This window comes from Streptomyces sp. NPDC097129 (assembly GCF_055668065.1).
In genome coordinates this window covers 59,149-73,598 of record NZ_JBVOQE010000021.1, presented here as the reverse complement: position 1 = coordinate 73,598, position 14,450 = coordinate 59,149, and the positions used below count along the sequence as shown (strand labels likewise).

Here is a 14,450-nt window from a genome sequence, read left to right as displayed (position 1 = left end):
GGGTGGGGGGTGTCCGTCCTCGGTCCGGCCGCCCGTTTCCGACGACGGCGCCGTTGCCCGGTGCCGGCCGCTGCGGGCGGACACCCCCCACCCCGTCCCCTTCCCGCCGCGCGCGGGTGCCGGCCGTCATCTGGCTTAGCTGCCAGCCGTAGCACCGGGGCGCTACTGAGCGCCGGGTTCCGCTCCCCGCCTGTGGAGCCGCGCATACCCTCTACGTATGAGTTCCCGTGCGTCGATCCGTCCTGTGGGCACCGTTACGCGGGGGACTACCAATCCGAATCGGTTGCGGCGGATGGATCGGTGGATCGCGGCCGTGCACGGGGCCGAGCTGCGGCGGGTCGTGGAGCCCGTGGCCGTCGATCTGGGGTACGGGGCCGCGCCCTGGACTGCCGTGGAGTTGCTGACGCGGTTGCGGACCGTCGCGCCGCGCGTGCGGGTCGTCGGTGTGGAGATCGAGCCGGCCCGGGTCGCGGCGGCGCTGCCGTACGAGCGGGAGGGGCTGGTGTTCCGGCACGGCGGCTTCGAGGTGCCGGTGGCCGGGCGGCCCGCGCTGATCCGCGCCGCCAACGTGCTGCGGCAGTACGACGAGGGCGAGGTCGCCGGCGTGTGGCAGCGGCTGTGCGCACGGCTCGCCCCGGCCGAGGGCGGCTTCGGCGGCGGGCTGCTGGTGGAGGGGACCTGCGACGAGATCGGGCGCCGGCATGTGTGGGTCGCGCTCGGTCCGGAGGGGCCGCGCACCGTCACCTTCGCGACCCGGCTCGGCTCGCTGGAGCGCCCCTCCGACCTCGCCGAGCGGCTGCCGAAGGCGCTCATTCACCGCAATGTTCCCGGTGAGCCGGTGCACGCCTTCCTGCGCGACTTCGACCGCGCCTGGGCGGCCGCCGCGCCCTACGCCTCCTACGGGGCCCGGCAGCGCTGGATCCGCACGGTGCGTGACCTCATGGCCGACTGGCCGGTCGTGGACGGGCCGGCGCGGTGGCGGCAGGGTGAAGTGACCGTGGCGTGGGCGGCCTTGGCCCCGCGTCACTGACGTCCCCGACCTGCCCTTTCGTTGGCCCGCGTCACTTGATCGGGTGAGTCTGGCGGCGGGAGGAACGATCTCTGGGGGCCGTACGTCGAACGGGCAGGTAGATCGTCCCGGACGGCTGGGGGGCCGGACCGGGGCGGGCTGGGGGGCCGGGAAGCACTGCCTCTGTCGCTTTTCGCGCGGGCATGGCACGATCCCTCCGGCACCGATAAGTTACTGACGGTAAATCAGGTTTGGGGGATGAGGTATGGCAGCAGGCAAGCGCAGCCTGATCGCGGCGGCAGTGACCGTGGTCTGCGCCGTCACCGTGCTGGCGGCACCGGGTGTGGCCTTCGCGGCCCCCACACCGACTCCCGGCCCCACCGCCTCGCCGGCCATACCCGCGAACAAGGACCTGGAGGCCGTCCGCCGGCGGCTCGAGAAGCTGTACCACGACGCGGCCGTCGCCACCGACGCCTACAACGCCGCCGAGGAGAAGTCCGAGCAGCAGTCCGCGCAGATCGTCCTGCTCACCAAGAAGATCGCCCAAGGGCAGCAGCGACTGGACCAGTTGAAGGACCGGGCCGGCGCCGCGGCCCGCGCCCAGTACCGCACGGGCGGGCTGCCGCCCGAGGCGCAGCTGGTGCTCAGTGACGACCCGCAGCAGTTCCTCGACGGCACCGGGCGGCTGATGCAGGGCCAGCGGGCCACCAAGGGCATGCTCGCCGAAATGGCCCGCACGCAGGACGACTTGAAGCTGTACGCCGCCGACGCCTCCTCACGCTGGCGGCAGCTGGAGGCGAACCGCAAGGCCAAGGAGGCGGCCAAGCAGAAGATCACGCAGCAGATCTCCGCCGCCGAGAAGCTCGAGTCCCAGCTGGAGGCCAAGGAGAAGGCGCGCCTGGCCGAGCTGGAGCGGCAGGCCGCGCTCAAGGCGCAGACCGCGTGGCTGGACACCGGGATACTCAAGGACGTCAAGGCCGGCGCGAGCGAGCGGGGCCGGCAGGCCGTGGCCTTCGCGACGGCCCAGATCGGCAAGCCGTACGAGTGGGGCGCCGAGGGCCCGCTGACGTTCGACTGCTCGGGGCTGACCTCGCAGGCGTGGGCGCACGCCGGGCAGCCCATCCCGCGCACCTCGCAGGAGCAGTGGGCCCAGCTCAAGCACGTCGACATCAAGGACATGCGGCCCGGCGACCTGATCATCTACTTCGACGACGCCAGCCACGTCGGGATGTACGTCGGCGACGGCACGATCGTGCACGCCCCGCGCCCCGGCCGCACGGTGACGCTCACCGGCGCGGGGACCATGCCCATCCTGGGCGTCGTGCGACCCGACATGTAGTCGACAGGGGGCGGGCGCGGCACGAGGGGCGGGCACGTGGGGTGGCCGCCTGCAGTCGACCGCGTGCGGCGTGGCGCCGACCGCGGGCGGTCTGACGGCGACCGCACAGGGGTTCGGGGATGCCCGCCGCGCCGCCGCGTGACCTGCTGCACGGGTGCCCAACGGCCTGGTAAGGCGCGTCACGTGACCCACTGCACGTCGATCAAGGGTGCTGACCCCGGCCGGCGTGACGTTCGTCATCCCCTTTTCGCGTCCCGCCTGTCCAACTGCGGTACGGAACGCGGCATATGACGGCGGCCTCCTGCCGAGCGACGTGCCTCACACCATTCCTTTACCGCCCTCCCACCCGCTATGGTCCCGGTCGGTGGATCGAGGACCCTCGCCCCACCATGCCCTCGGGGGGAGGGAAGGAACCCAAGACGATGCCCGTACCCGTACCGCGGCCCAGGGCGATCCCGGCCGTGGAGAGTGGTCAGGCGCCGGCCGCCCGTCCAGGCGGCCCCTCCAAGGAAGAGACCCCGCGCAAGGAAGCCACGGTCGACAACGCCGCCACCACCCACCACAACCTCACACTGCTGCTGATCGAGGACGATCCCGGCGGTTCGCCGATCGTGCCCGATCTGCTCGACTCGGCCGGCAAGCCGATCCGCGTGCGCACCGCCCGCAACCTCACCGAGGCCGAGCGGCTGCTCACCGACGACGTCCACTGCATCCTGCTGGACCTCGCCCTGCCGGCGCCCGGCCGGCCCGCCGACGCCGACGGGGACCACGACGAGCTGGCCGTGCTCAGGCACGTGCTGCAGCTCGCGCCCCGGCACGCCGTCCTCGCGCTGACCGCCTCCACCGACGCCGAGCGCGGCGCGGAGGCCGTGCGCGTGGGCGCGCAGGACTACCTGTTCCGCGACGAGCTGGACGGGCGGCTGCTGAGCCGCGCGATCCGGTACGCCGTCGAGCGCAAGCGGTCCGACACGGCCGAGCGCAAGCTCGCCGAGGGCCGGCTGCGCGCCCAGGAGAACCGCCGGCTGGAGCGGGGCCTGCTGCCCACGCCGCTGCTGGACGGATCCTCGCTGCGCTTCGCCGCCCGCTACCGCCCCGGCCGCTCGCGCGCCCTGCTCGGCGGTGACTTCTACGACACCGTCCGCACCCCGGACGGCACCGTGCACGCGATGATCGGTGACGTCTGCGGGCACGGCCCGGACGAGGCCGCGCTCGGCGTGGAGCTGCGCATCGCCTGGCGGGCGCTGACGCTGGCCGGGCTGTGCGGCGACGAGCTGCTGAGCACGCTGCAGGAGGTGCTGGAGCACGAGCGCGGCGACGACGAGATCTTCGCCACGCTGTGCACGGTGGACATCGCGCCGGACGGCCGCCGCGCCGGCCTGTGCCTGGCCGGTCACCCGTCCCCGCTGCTGCTGCGCCCCGGCGCCCGGCCGCGGCTGCTGCCGTACGACAACAACGGCCCCGCGCTCGGTCTGCTGCCGGGTGCGCGCTGGCCGCGGATGCATGTGGACCTGGGCGCCGAGTGGAGCCTGATGCTCTACACCGACGGTCTGATCGAAGGGCATGTCGGGGAGGGCCGCGAGCGGCTCGGCCAGGACGGCATGGTCGACATGGTCGCCCGCCGCTACGCCGAGGGCCTGCGCGGTGAGGACCTGCTCCAGCGGGCGGTCACGGAGGCCCGGGAACTGAACGGCGGCGAGCTGACCGACGACGTGGCGGTGGTCCTGCTGGACCGCCTGTCCTGAGCCCGCCGGGCCCGGGCTCCGGGGCCGCCGCCCCTGCGGGCGCGGTGGCTACCGCCCGCCGTTCCACGGCCCGTACGGGCCGTCGCTGCTGGAGCCGCGGCCCCGGCGGCGGGGGCTGACCTGCTGGAGGGCCGGACGCACGTCGACGTAGAAGACGATGGAGGCGACGAGCCCGGCGAGCTGGAGGAAGAGCATCGGCACCAGCAGGTTCACCGCGACCGCGACGCCGAGGATGATCAGCCAGAAGCCCTTGTTCTGCTTGTCGGCTGCGCGGTAGGCGTCCTCACGGAACACCGCGGCCATCACGAAGGCCACGACAGCCATCGCCAGCATCGCGAGGTACAGCAACCACATGAACCCCGCGAAACCCTGCATCAGCACAACGTCCACCACCCGAGTCGGCTCTTCGATACGCGGTCACCGTACCCGTAGAACGGGCCGGACACCCCCAGGGTGCCCGGCCCGCGCGACTGCCGTTCGCGACGCGCTTACTCCGCGGCGGGGGTCGGCTTCTTCGCGGTGGGCGTCTTCTTCGCGGCCGGGGCCTTGCGGGCCGCCGCCGCCTTCTTCGCGGCCTGCTCCTCGGCCACCGCGGCGCCGGCCGGCTTGACCTCGACCGGCTGGGCCTTCGGCTCGGGGTCCGGCTCGACGGCCACCGCGAGGTCCTCGATCTCCTCGGCGGCCTGACCGCGCCAGGTCTTCACGGCCTGCTCGCCGTGCTCGGCGACCTTCTCGTAGGCCTCGCGGGCCTTCACGGCGTACTCGGCGGCCACGCCGACACCGCGCAGGGCGAAGTCCTGGGCGCTCTCGCCGATCTTCTTCAGGTCGCCGTCGAGGGAACCGATGAACTCGGTGACCTTGGACTGCAGGGTCTCCTGCGTCTCCTTGACGCGGGCGGTGGCCCGCTCCTGGACGGCCTTGGGGTCGGTGTTGCGGACGGCCTCGAAACGGGCCGGCGCCTGCTCGCGCAGCTGCTCGACCAGCGCCGGCACCTTCTTGGCCTGCTGCAGCGCCAGGTCTGCGGTGCCGGCGGCGAAGTAGAGCGGGGTCGGGTCGCTGAGGGTCTTGCGCAGGTCGTCGGTGATGGCCATGGTGAGGGTCCTCCCGGAATTCTTTCGGATGAGGGTCTGTGTGGTCCGCAGCCGGCGGCCTGGTGTTCCCTGGTCCGGTCAACCGGCCGTCTGCTGCGGTCCCGCGTCGTGTCCGCCGACCGTGCGGGAGTCGTGTACGGCGGCATCGCCCGGGTCGGTCTGCCCGGCGCCGTCGGGGCCGCCGAACCCGTTCTCCTTGCGGAACGACTCGTAGATCTGCAGCAGCACCTGCTTCTGCTTCTCGTTGAGCGAGGGGTCGGCGAGGAGGACCGCGCGGGTCTCGACCTCGTCCCGGTCCCGTTCCGTGTCGAGGATGCCGGCGCGCACGTACAGCGTCTCGGCGGAGATCCGCAGCGCCTTGGCGACCTGCTGGAGCACCTCCGCGCTGGGCTTGCGCAGCCCGCGCTCGATCTGGCTCAGGTATGGGTTCGACACCCCGGCGGCCTCCGCGAGCTGCCTGAGCGACAGCTGCGCGTTGCGCCGCTGCTCGCGCAGGTAGTCACCGAGGTTGCCGACGTTGAGCGATGCCATGCCTCCACCATGCCGCACCCCGCTAACTATTGCAAGCAACCTGCTTGCAACAGTGCAGCAGCGTGTCGGAACGGCGGCACGGCCGCGCCGCAGAAGGCGCGTACCCACTTTTTTGTGGGTACTTGGCAGCGCCGCCCGCTCCCCCGAGGCTGGATCACGTGATCAGCGGGGCCTCCGCGAGCCGGTCCAGCCGACGGTGGCCCCAGTTCGAGAGGGGGGTCAGCGCCTCGGCGAGTTCGCGGCCGGCGGCGGTCAGGGAGTACTCGGTCTTCGGCGGCAGGACGTCGTAGACCTCGCGGCGGACGAGGCCGTCCTCCGTCATCTCGCGCAGCGCCTGGGTCAGCACCTTCTCGGTCAGACCCGGCAGCCGGCGCCGCAGCTCTCCGGGGCGCTGCGGGCCGGACTCCAGCAGCCACAGCAGCGACGACTTCCACTTGCCGTCGATCACCGCCAGGGCGGCGTTCACTCCGCAGGTCTCCTGGTGCGGCGCGGTCCGTTTGCTGGTCACCCTTCCCCCTTTGTCATGAAGTGCCATTGTCGATCAGGGAGTTGAACCTTGTCCACGAACGTCCAGCAGCAGCCGCCCGCCACCGTCACCGTCCTCGGCCTCGGGCCGATGGGGCGGGCGCTGGCCGGCGCCTTCCTCGACGCGGGATGCGCCACCACCATCTGGAACCGCACCCCCGGCCGCGGCGCCGGCCTGCTCACGCGCGGGGCGCGCGCCGCCGGCAGCGCACGCGAGGCGGTCGCCGCGAGCACCCTGACCGTCGTCTGCGTGGTGAACTACGACGCCTCCGACGCGATCCTGCGCGACGAGGAGGTCACCGCCGCGCTCAAGGGCCGCACCCTCGTGAACCTCTCCGCCGACACCCCGGCGCGAGCCCGGGACACCGCCGCCTGGGCCGAGCGCCACGGCATCCGCTACCTGGACGGCGCGATCATGACCCCGGCGCCGACCATCGGCACCCCGGACGCGGTGTTCCTGCACAGCGGACCGCGCGAGCTGTACGACGAGCACCGGCCGGTGCTGGCGGCGCTCGGCGGCACGCACACCCACCTCGGGGAGGAGGCGAGCCGGGCCGCCGCCTACGACATCGCGCTGCTGGACATCTTCTGGACGGCGATGGGGGGCTACGCGCACGCGCTGGCCGTGGCCCGGGCGGAGGGTGTCAGCGGGCGGGAGCTGGCGCCGTTCGCGCAAGGGATCGCGGCGATCCTGCCGGCGTTGTTCGAGACCTTCGCCGGTGACGCGGACGACGGCACCTACTCGGGCGAGATCAACCCGATCACCTCGGCCGCCTCCACGATGGCCCACGTCGTGCACGCCTCCGAGGAGCACGGCATCGACGCGAGCCTGATGCGGGTGATCGAGGGCCAGGCCCGCCGCGTCATCGGCCTGGGCCACGGCGGCGACGGCTTCATCCGCGTGACGGACCTGCTCTCGCGCCGCTAGGCCCCGCCGTTCGGATCAGCCCGGGACCGGCGGTGCGTACGCGAAGGGCGGGCAGGCGCCCGGGTCGTCGTGGAGCGGTGCCCGCGCCGCAGGGGCGGTCGCGTCGGCGGCGTCCGTCGGGTCAGCCGCCGGTTCGCGCGTGGGAGCGGACCGCGGTCAGCAGCGGCTGCAGCGAGTCGAGCATCCGGGTGACGCCCGCCTCCGCCAGCAGCGCCGCCTTGCCGGTGTTGCGGGCGTAGCCGAGGAAGGGGACACCGGCGGTGGTGGCGGCCTGGTGGTCGGCGGGGGAGTCGCCGATCATCAGGGCGTCGCCGGGGGCCGTGTCCAGGGCGCTGAGGGCCCGGTCGACGCAGTGCGGGTGCGGTGTGAGCAGGTGCGGGTCGCGGGTGCGGCCGTAGACGTGGGGGGCGAAGCAGGGCAGCAGGCCGCGGCCGGTGAGGTAGGCGGTGACGGCCCGGGGTGAGTGGTTGCTGGTGACGGCCATCCGTGGGCCGACGGCCGTCCAGGTGCGGATGAGCGGGTCGGCCCACGGCGTCGGCATCGCCGATGCGGCGGCCCGCACCTCCTCCCGGGTGAGCCGCTCCTCGAGGTCCGCGACCAGGTCGCTGCGGGGGTGGCGGCGCACGAGGGCGCGCAGCACGGCGTGCGGGTCGGACGCGTCCCGCTCGGCGTCGTCGAGCACACCGTCGAGGCCCCGCCGGGACAGCCAGCCGGCCAGTTCGTCCGTCACCGTCCGGGCGGGGCGGGAGGCGAAGAGCCGGCACAGCGGCCCGTCGAAGTCCCACAGCACCACACGGGCCCGGGCGACCAAGTCACGCAGCCATCCGGGCTCTTCCGGTATCGCGTCCGTCCGCGTCGAATGAGAAGTCACGAGGAGAGTGTCAGGTCCCGGGCGACGGTTTCCCAGAGGGCGTCGAACCACTTCTGGGATTCCTCCACGAACGCCGCGTCGCAGGACGCGGACGTCGATCGGCTCGGGGCGCAGGCGGCCCTCGTGGATCAGGCGCAACGGGTGCCGCGCTCCACGCCGAACTCCTCCGCCGGCTCGGCCTGGGTGGGGAGGCGGTCGCCGGCCTTGAGGTCGCCGGTGCGGATGCGTGCGCGCAGGGTGCCGGCGATCTCCTGGGGTGTGAAAGCGCGGGTCCGCAGAGCTCATGAGCAGCAGACCGGCACGGCGCAGCCCTCAGAACACGTCCGGGCACCACGGGCGCCGGGACGTCCGCAGCAGGGCGTCGGCCACGAGGGCGGCGCCCGTTCGTTCCTCCCGCACCCGGCCCAGCGCCGCGAGCCGCACCGCCGAGGCGTCCCCCAGCCACAGCGACGCCAAGTCGCCGACGTCCAGCGTGAGATCGGCGGAACGCGAGGTCTCCTGCACCGACGCCCCCTGCGGCGAGGCGTCCAGCAGATACCGCCCGCCGGCCGTCCCCTGCCGGTCCACGACGTCGAGCACCAGCGCGCCGGTCCCCTCGTACGTCCGGGCCCGAAGCGCCGCCGGAACGTCCAGCAGCCGCACCCACAGCCAGTCCGCCTGCGTGGTGATCGCGGCCGCCCGCGGGTCCGGCAGCAGATGCGGGAGCAGGTCGTCGGGGGCCCGGCCGCCGCTCTTGACCTTCACGATCCAGTCGACGGAGCACAGATAGCGCCACAGCGCGCGCTCGGCGGCCGCGGTCGTCGCGATCAGCCGCCGCACCGCCGCCGTGTTCAGCGGCTGCTTGGCCTCGCCCCAGGTGTCGTCGCACTCGTACGTCACGAGCCCCTCGACCTCGCCGCCCGCCGAGCGGTAGACGGCGTAGAAGGGTTCCTTCCAGGTGGCGTGGAAGCGCACCGCGCCCGTGTGCAGCTGCCACCACAGCTCGTCGCGGCTGACGACGCCCGGTTGCCTGCGCCGCAGCCGCTCGTGCAGTTCGGGGCCGAGCTTGCGGACGTCCCCGCCGTCCACGAGGTCGATGCGGCCCCCGTCGTCCGGGCCCGCCCAGCGCGGATCGAGTCCGGTGCGCGGTACGTCGACCGTCCACTCGGCGACCGTGGTGGCCGCACCGAAGCCGTAGCGGCCGTAGATCGGGTATTCGGCGGCGATCAGCGTCGCCACGACGTCACCGCGCTCCTTCGCCGCCGCCAGGTCCCGGGTCATCATCCGGGTGAGCAGGCCGCGCCGGCGGTGTGTGGGGCTGACGGTGACATGGGAGATCGCGTCGGCCCGCACCGGCGCTCCGCCGACGGCCGTGACCTCCTGGTCGAACGAACGGAACGTGGCCACACAGCGGCCCGAGTCGAACGCCCCCAGCAGCCGTCCCGGCATGAACTGCCGCCGCCGCGCCTCGAGAATCTCCGGCGTGATGTCCGGGGGCGTCAGGAACCCGGTGTCCAGGGCCCGTTGCCAGTCGGCGAACTCGTCGTCGCCGATCGCCCGTACGTCGATGCCGGAGCCACTGTGGGTCATGGGGCCACGGTAGGCCGGGGGCGGCGGGGTGTCGCCCGGTTTTCCGTACGCCCCTAACGCCGCCGGGACCTCCTCCCCCACTCCCCGGATCACATCAGGAGGTCGTCGACCTGGGCCTCCCCCTCACGGTAGCGCCGGGCGATCTCCGCGCTGCAGTCGTCCGCCGTGCGCTGCAGCCGGTGCCGGCGGCGCGAGACCTGCTGCTCGTAGCGCACCAGGCGGCCCATGGCCTCGTTCAGCTCCTCGTCGGTGCGGGCCCGCAGGTCCGACAGCTCGACCTCGGCGAGCATCTCGGCGGCCAGCAGCCCGTACTCCTCGTTGTGCGGGGTGCCCACCGTGACGTGGCGGGCGGAGGAGCGGTGCCGCGCCGGGGCGTCGGTGAGGATCTCCGACAGCCGCTCCACGACGGACGGCTCCCCGACGGCCACCACCTTCGCCGGCGCCCGCCGCGCCAGCTCCGCGCGCAGGATGTCGATGCGCCCCTGCAGCAGCCGCCGCACATAGCTCAGGTCCGCCTCGTCGCGCTGGGCGTCTCGGCGCAGGGTGCGCAGCTCCGGCAGGCTCAGCAAGGTCAGGGCCCGTTCCTCGGGGTAGCCGCGGCCCGGAGGGCTCGGGGGAAGCTCGGCCGGCGGCCGCTGCGGCTCGCCGTCGGTGCGCGGCCCGTCCGGGTCGCCGGTGCGCTGCGCGGGCGGCCGCGGGGCCGTGGCCCTCGCCCCGCCCGCGGGTACGACAGCCCCGGGCGGCTGCCCGGTACTCGGTGTGCTCATGTGCCTCAACCGTCCCCTCGACCGGCGTGTGGCAGCATCGTGCCACCCCGCGTGGTCAGTATGTGACCGAGTGCCCCCGAACGGCCCCACATGGCGGGACAGGGACCGCGAACAGGCCCCCCATAAGGCCGCACGAGGCCCCCGCACGGCCCGCGGTGCGGCCCCGGCATGATGGTCGTATGCGTGCAGTGGTGCAGAGGGTGGACGGCGCGAGCGTCGTCGTCGACGACGAGACCGTGGGCGAGATCAAGGGCGAGGGGCTGTGCGTCCTCGTCGGCGTCACCCACGAGGACACCAAGGAGAAGGCGGCCCAGCTGGCCCGCAAGCTGTGGAGCGTGCGGATGCTGCACGACGAGAAGTCGTGCAGCGACATCGGCGCCCCGCTGCTCGTCATCAGCCAGTTCACGCTGTACGGCGACGCCCGCAAGGGACGCCGCCCCACCTGGAACGCGGCCGCCCCCGGCGACGTCGCCGAACCGCTGGTGGACGAGGTGGTCGAACAACTGCGCGCGCTCGGCGCGACGGTGGCGACGGGCCGCTTCGGCGCGCACATGCGGGTGTCGCTGACGAACGACGGCCCGTTCACCGTCCTGATCGAGGTCTGACCGAGGTCTGGCCGAGGTCTGACCGAGGTCTGGCCTCCGGCCGGCCGGCTACGGCTCGACCACGGCCTCCTGGGCCGCGGCGGTCGTACCGGCCACCAGCGGGGCGTCCACCGGGACGTTCCGCTTGACCAGGGCCAGCGCGATGGGGCCCAGCTCGTGGTGGCGCACCGACGTCGTCACGAAGCCGACCTTGCGGCCGTCGGGGCCGTCCGCGGCGAGCCTGATCTCCGTGCCCGGGGTGGGCAGATGGACCTCGCTGCCGTCCAGGTGCAGGAAGACCAGCCGGCGCGGCGGCTTGCCCAGGTTCTGCACCCGCGCGACGGTCTCCTGCCCGCGGTAGCAGCCCTTCTGCAGATGCACGGCGCTGCCGATCCAGCCCAGCTCGTGCGGGATGGTGCGGTGATCGGTCTCGAAGCCGAGGCGGGGCCGGTGCTGCTCGACACGCAGCGCCTCGTACGCCAGGATCCCGGCCGGCGGGCCGGCCTGCGCGGCGAAGGACTCCAGCCGCTCCCGGGGCAGGAACAGGTCACGGCCGTACGCCGTCTCGCGTACGACGACGCCCTCGGGGACCTCGGCGATGGACCCGGCGGGCAGGTGGACGACCGCGACGTCGCCGGTGCGGTCGGCGACCTCCACCTTGTAGAAGAACTTCATCGACTCCAGGTACGCGATCAGCGCTTCCTCGGTGCCGGGCTCGACGTGGGCCCAGACCGTGGCGCCGTCGTCCACCAGGTACAGCGCGTGCTCGATGTGGCCGTGCGCGGACAGCACCAGCGCCTCGGTGGCCTCGCCGACGGGCAGGTCGCTGACGTGCTGGGTGAGCAGCAGGTGCAGCCAGCCGAGCCGGTCCTCACCGGAGACGGTGACGACACCGCGGTGCGAGAGGTCGACGAAACCGGTGCCGTCGGCGAGGGCGCGCTGCTCGCGGAACAGGTCGCCGTAGTGGGCGGCGACGCCTTCGTCGAGTCCCTCGGCGGGGACGGCGCCGGGCAGGGACAGCAGGGGGCTCTTCATGGCCTCCAGCCTACGACTAGGTACTTGAATCCTTGAGCTGCTGGTCCGCGGAACAGTCCTTGCACCGGCCGAAGATCGCGAAGTGCTTCATGTCGGTGTCGAAGCCGAACTGCTCACGCAGCTTCGCGGTGAACTCGGCGGCCACCGACAGATCGGCCTCGATGACGTTGGTGCAGTCCCGGCAGACCAGGTGGAGGTGCTTGTGCCGGTCGGCCAGGTGGTACGTCGGCGCCCCGTGTCCCAGGTGCGCGTGGCTGACCAGGCCCAGCTCCTCCAGCAGCTCCAGCGTGCGGTAGACGGTGGAAATGTTGACCCCCGACGCCTTCTTCCGCACCTCGGTGAGGATGTCGTCGGGGGTCGCGTGCTCGAGGGTGTCCACGGCCTCGAGGACAAGCTGGCGCTGCGGCGTCAGCCGGTAGCCGCGCTGCCGCAGGTCCGTCTTCCATTCGGTGCTCACCACACCCCCGAGTCTAGGACCACACACCCGGAAGCAGGTGAGGTGTGACTACTTGAAGAAGGCGATCCCGTCGTCCGGGAGGTCCTCCGGCAGGGCCTTCGCCCAGCGCTCGACCTCCTCGGGGGTGACGACCTTCTTCAGCTGGGCCGACATGTACGGGCGCAGCTCGACCTCGGGGGTCTGCTTCTCGCCGACCCACATCAGGTCGCTCTTGACATAGCCGTACAGGCGCTTGCCGCCGGTGTAGGGACGGGAGGCGGCCGTCCGCGCGACGGCGTCGGTGACCAGGTCGATCTGCGGTTTCTGGTCGGCCAGCTCGCCGTACCAGATCTCGATGACACCGTCGTCGCGGGTCATCGTGATCTCGACCTTGCGCTCGGCGTCGATCCGCCAGAAGCCCGACTCCGTCTCCAGCGGCCGCACCTTGTTGCCCTCCTGGTCGAGGACCCAGGTGCGGGAGTGGTACTCGAGGAAGTCCCGGCCGTCGTGGCTGAAACTGACCTCCTGCCCGAAGTTGCACTTCTGCGAGCCGGGGAAGTCGTGCACGCCCGCGCCGGCCCAGTTGCCGAGCAGAAAGGCGAGCGGGACGAGGTCCTTGTGCAGGTCGGACGGGATCTCGATCATGAGCGACGGCTTTCCTGGTCAGTGGGTCAGCGCTGGCCCTGGTACAGCTTCTTCACGGTCAGGTAGGCGAAGGCGAGGACGCCGACGCAGACCAGGACCAGCAGGGTTTCGAAGAAGATCTCCACGGGGTGCTCCTTGTGAGCGCAACTGGGCGGTACGGGGCCGGGCCCCAGCTTACGCGGCCGGGGCCCGGCCCTCCTTGTGAGGTACCTCCTGACGGGGAAGGACCCGGTCCGCACACGGGTCCGGCGGCCCTCGGTCAGGTCGGCAGCCCGGCACGCGCGGTCCCGCGAGGCCCTTGCGGCGAGGTTGATTACGATTCCGGCATGGCGAAGAAGCTCGTGATCAAGGTGACGGCGGGGGCCGATGCCCCGGAGCGCTGCTCACAGGCGTTCACCGTCGCGGCGGTGGCCGTGGCCAGCGGGGTGGAGGTGTCGGTGTGGCTGACCGGTGAGTCCGCCTGGTTCGCCCTGCCGGGGCGGGCCGCCGAGTTCGAGCTGCCGCACGCGGCTCCGCTGCCGGACCTGATCGACTCCATCCTGGCGGCCGGCCGGCTGACCCTGTGCACCCAGTGCGCGGCCCGGCGGGACATCACGGAGAAGGACGTCCTTCAGGGCGTACGGATCGCGGGCGCGCAGGTGTTCGTGCAGGAGGCGCTCGGCGAGGAGACCCAGGCGCTGGTCTACTGACGGCGCCGCTACTGGGGGCGCTTCTTGCCGTCCAGTTCGTCCCACCACTCGTCGGACTTCGGGTCGCCGGAGGGGTCGTCCCACCAGCGGTCCTCCGGTCCGCGGCGGTTGGCGACCATCGCGGCGACCGGCGGGATGACCATGGCCAGCACGCACATGCCCACGGCCGCCGGCACCGACCACAGGCGCACGAACCCCCACGCCATGACGAAGAGGAACAGACACGTCCCCATCATGGCGAAGTACACGTGACGTCGCCGTGCGTACATGACTCCAGCGTAGATCCGGGCATGCCGAAGGGCCGCACCCCAGGCGTCCAACCCGGGGGGTGCGGCCCTTCAGCCACTCACGGCGCGGCTACGGCAGCCACGTCGCCTCAGACGGCGATGGCGACCTCGGCCAGCCCGCCCTGCTGGGCGACGACCGTGCGGTCGGCGGTGCCGCCGGGCACGAGGGCGCGGACGGTCCAGGTGCCTTCGGCCGCGTAGAAGCGGAACTGCCCGGTGGCGGAGGTCGGAACCTCCGCGGTGAACTCACCGGTCGAGTCGAGCAGGCGCACGTAGCCCACCACCGGCTCGCCGCCGCGGGTCACCTGGCCCTGGATGGTGGTCTCACCGGGCTTGATCGCCGAGGCGTCCGGGCCGCCGGCCTTCGCTCCGCACATGTCTGTCTCCTGAGGGGTCTGACCG

General features: G+C 72.7%; 18 protein-coding genes and 1 pseudogene. 6 read left to right on the top strand and 13 right to left on the bottom strand.

Going from position 1 to position 14,450, the window contains the following annotated elements; translation table 11 throughout:
- The first annotated feature begins 217 nt into the window (after positions 1–217).
- From AC0B9F_RS36135 to AC0B9F_RS36125, 3 genes are all read left to right on the top strand, one after another.
- The gene (locus tag AC0B9F_RS36135; RefSeq protein ID WP_472009810.1) at positions 218–1,030 is read left to right on the top strand and encodes a class I SAM-dependent methyltransferase; all 813 of its coding nucleotides are present in this window, start codon (positions 218–220) and stop codon (positions 1,028–1,030) included.
- A 244-nt stretch (positions 1,031–1,274) separates the two neighbouring features.
- Positions 1,275–2,348, top strand: a complete 1,074-nt coding sequence (locus AC0B9F_RS36130) for a C40 family peptidase (protein WP_472009808.1) — start codon at positions 1,275–1,277, stop codon at positions 2,346–2,348.
- Positions 2,349–2,770: 422 nt separating this feature from the next.
- Positions 2,771–4,090: a PP2C family protein-serine/threonine phosphatase gene (locus AC0B9F_RS36125; RefSeq protein WP_472009806.1), complete on the top strand. Its 1,320-nt coding sequence runs from the start codon at positions 2,771–2,773 to the stop codon at positions 4,088–4,090.
- 48 nt (positions 4,091–4,138) lie between these two features.
- Here the strand turns inward: AC0B9F_RS36125 and AC0B9F_RS36120 are convergent, their stop codons facing one another.
- From AC0B9F_RS36120 to AC0B9F_RS36105, 4 genes are all read right to left on the bottom strand, one after another.
- The gene (locus AC0B9F_RS36120; protein ID WP_472009804.1) at positions 4,139–4,465 is read right to left on the bottom strand and encodes a DUF2516 family protein; all 327 of its coding nucleotides are present in this window, start codon (positions 4,463–4,465) and stop codon (positions 4,139–4,141) included.
- A 113-nt stretch (positions 4,466–4,578) separates the two neighbouring features.
- Positions 4,579–5,181 (bottom strand): hypothetical protein, encoded by a 603-nt coding sequence (locus tag AC0B9F_RS36115; protein WP_472009802.1) that lies wholly within the window; start codon positions 5,179–5,181, stop codon positions 4,579–4,581.
- Between the two features lie 78 nt (positions 5,182–5,259).
- Positions 5,260–5,712, bottom strand: a complete 453-nt coding sequence (locus AC0B9F_RS36110; protein WP_472009800.1) for a helix-turn-helix domain-containing protein — start codon at positions 5,710–5,712, stop codon at positions 5,260–5,262.
- Positions 5,713–5,866: 154 nt separating this feature from the next.
- On the bottom strand, positions 5,867–6,220 hold the full coding sequence (locus AC0B9F_RS36105) for a winged helix-turn-helix transcriptional regulator (protein WP_472009798.1): 354 nt from the start codon (positions 6,218–6,220) through the stop codon (positions 5,867–5,869).
- Between the two features lie 48 nt (positions 6,221–6,268).
- Between AC0B9F_RS36105 and AC0B9F_RS36100 the strand changes: the two genes are divergently transcribed.
- Positions 6,269–7,165: an NAD(P)-dependent oxidoreductase gene (locus AC0B9F_RS36100; RefSeq protein ID WP_472009796.1), complete on the top strand. Its 897-nt coding sequence runs from the start codon at positions 6,269–6,271 to the stop codon at positions 7,163–7,165.
- 121 nt (positions 7,166–7,286) lie between these two features.
- Here the strand turns inward: AC0B9F_RS36100 and AC0B9F_RS36095 are convergent, their stop codons facing one another.
- The 4 genes and pseudogenes from AC0B9F_RS36095 to AC0B9F_RS36080 all read right to left on the bottom strand — a co-directional run bounded on the left by AC0B9F_RS36095 (position 7,287) and on the right by AC0B9F_RS36080 (position 10,372).
- A complete protein-coding gene (locus tag AC0B9F_RS36095; RefSeq protein ID WP_472009794.1) occupies positions 7,287–8,036 on the bottom strand; it encodes an HAD family hydrolase in 750 nt (249 codons plus the stop codon).
- Positions 8,037–8,176: 140 nt separating this feature from the next.
- Positions 8,177–8,314: pseudogene (locus AC0B9F_RS36090) on the bottom strand (GntR family transcriptional regulator); the annotation flags it as partial.
- A 34-nt stretch (positions 8,315–8,348) separates the two neighbouring features.
- Complete coding sequence (locus AC0B9F_RS36085) at positions 8,349–9,605, bottom strand: GNAT family N-acetyltransferase (protein WP_472009792.1); 1,257 nt, start codon at positions 9,603–9,605, stop codon at positions 8,349–8,351.
- An 89-nt stretch (positions 9,606–9,694) separates the two neighbouring features.
- The gene (locus AC0B9F_RS36080; RefSeq protein WP_472009790.1) at positions 9,695–10,372 is read right to left on the bottom strand and encodes an RsiG family protein; all 678 of its coding nucleotides are present in this window, start codon (positions 10,370–10,372) and stop codon (positions 9,695–9,697) included.
- Between the two features lie 179 nt (positions 10,373–10,551).
- Between AC0B9F_RS36080 and dtd the strand changes: the two genes are divergently transcribed.
- A complete protein-coding gene (gene dtd, locus AC0B9F_RS36075; RefSeq protein WP_472009788.1) occupies positions 10,552–10,977 on the top strand; it encodes a D-aminoacyl-tRNA deacylase in 426 nt (141 codons plus the stop codon).
- Between the two features lie 48 nt (positions 10,978–11,025).
- Here dtd and ygfZ read toward each other — a convergent pair whose 3' ends face one another.
- Genes ygfZ through AC0B9F_RS36060 form a run of 3 tightly spaced genes read right to left on the bottom strand, consistent with a single transcriptional unit; the run spans position 11,026 to position 13,072 of the window.
- On the bottom strand, positions 11,026–11,991 hold the full coding sequence (ygfZ, locus tag AC0B9F_RS36070; protein WP_472009786.1) for a CAF17-like 4Fe-4S cluster assembly/insertion protein YgfZ: 966 nt from the start codon (positions 11,989–11,991) through the stop codon (positions 11,026–11,028).
- 16 nt (positions 11,992–12,007) lie between these two features.
- Positions 12,008–12,451, bottom strand: coding sequence for a Fur family transcriptional regulator (locus AC0B9F_RS36065; RefSeq protein ID WP_472009784.1), 444 nt, complete (start codon positions 12,449–12,451; stop codon positions 12,008–12,010).
- Positions 12,452–12,496: 45 nt separating this feature from the next.
- A complete protein-coding gene (locus AC0B9F_RS36060) occupies positions 12,497–13,072 on the bottom strand; it encodes a heme-binding beta-barrel domain-containing protein (protein WP_472009782.1) in 576 nt (191 codons plus the stop codon).
- A gap of 326 nt (positions 13,073–13,398) precedes the next feature.
- Here AC0B9F_RS36060 and AC0B9F_RS36055 point away from each other — a divergent pair, with 326 nt between their 5' ends.
- A complete protein-coding gene (locus tag AC0B9F_RS36055) occupies positions 13,399–13,761 on the top strand; it encodes a DsrE family protein (RefSeq protein ID WP_472009780.1) in 363 nt (120 codons plus the stop codon).
- An 8-nt stretch (positions 13,762–13,769) separates the two neighbouring features.
- On the opposite strand, the gene AC0B9F_RS36050 is transcribed toward AC0B9F_RS36055, so the two are convergent.
- Both AC0B9F_RS36050 and AC0B9F_RS36045 read right to left on the bottom strand, forming a co-directional pair.
- Entirely contained in the window at positions 13,770–14,030 is a 261-nt protein-coding gene (locus tag AC0B9F_RS36050; protein WP_472009778.1) for a DUF3099 domain-containing protein, read from the bottom strand.
- Between the two features lie 107 nt (positions 14,031–14,137).
- Positions 14,138–14,425: a DUF1416 domain-containing protein gene (locus AC0B9F_RS36045; protein ID WP_472009776.1), complete on the bottom strand. Its 288-nt coding sequence runs from the start codon at positions 14,423–14,425 to the stop codon at positions 14,138–14,140.
- Positions 14,426–14,450 lie beyond the last annotated feature (25 nt).

Coding starts and splice junctions, on each gene's coding strand:
- AC0B9F_RS36135 (WP_472009810.1), top strand. CDS start 218: ATGAGTTCCCGTGCGTCGATCCGTCCTGTGGGCACCGTTACGCGGGGG.
- AC0B9F_RS36130 (WP_472009808.1), top strand. CDS start 1,275: ATGGCAGCAGGCAAGCGCAGCCTGATCGCGGCGGCAGTGACCGTGGTC.
- AC0B9F_RS36125 (WP_472009806.1), top strand. CDS start 2,771: ATGCCCGTACCCGTACCGCGGCCCAGGGCGATCCCGGCCGTGGAGAGT.
- AC0B9F_RS36120 (WP_472009804.1), bottom strand. CDS start 4,465: ATGCAGGGTTTCGCGGGGTTCATGTGGTTGCTGTACCTCGCGATGCTG.
- AC0B9F_RS36115 (WP_472009802.1), bottom strand. CDS start 5,181: ATGGCCATCACCGACGACCTGCGCAAGACCCTCAGCGACCCGACCCCG.
- AC0B9F_RS36110 (WP_472009800.1), bottom strand. CDS start 5,712: ATGGCATCGCTCAACGTCGGCAACCTCGGTGACTACCTGCGCGAGCAG.
- AC0B9F_RS36085 (WP_472009792.1), bottom strand. CDS start 9,605: ATGACCCACAGTGGCTCCGGCATCGACGTACGGGCGATCGGCGACGAC.
- AC0B9F_RS36080 (WP_472009790.1), bottom strand. CDS start 10,372: ATGAGCACACCGAGTACCGGGCAGCCGCCCGGGGCTGTCGTACCCGCG.
- dtd (WP_472009788.1), top strand. CDS start 10,552: ATGCGTGCAGTGGTGCAGAGGGTGGACGGCGCGAGCGTCGTCGTCGAC.
- ygfZ (WP_472009786.1), bottom strand. CDS start 11,991: ATGAAGAGCCCCCTGCTGTCCCTGCCCGGCGCCGTCCCCGCCGAGGGA.
- AC0B9F_RS36060 (WP_472009782.1), bottom strand. CDS start 13,072: ATGATCGAGATCCCGTCCGACCTGCACAAGGACCTCGTCCCGCTCGCC.
- AC0B9F_RS36055 (WP_472009780.1), top strand. CDS start 13,399: ATGGCGAAGAAGCTCGTGATCAAGGTGACGGCGGGGGCCGATGCCCCG.
- AC0B9F_RS36050 (WP_472009778.1), bottom strand. CDS start 14,030: ATGTACGCACGGCGACGTCACGTGTACTTCGCCATGATGGGGACGTGT.
- AC0B9F_RS36045 (WP_472009776.1), bottom strand. CDS start 14,425: ATGTGCGGAGCGAAGGCCGGCGGCCCGGACGCCTCGGCGATCAAGCCC.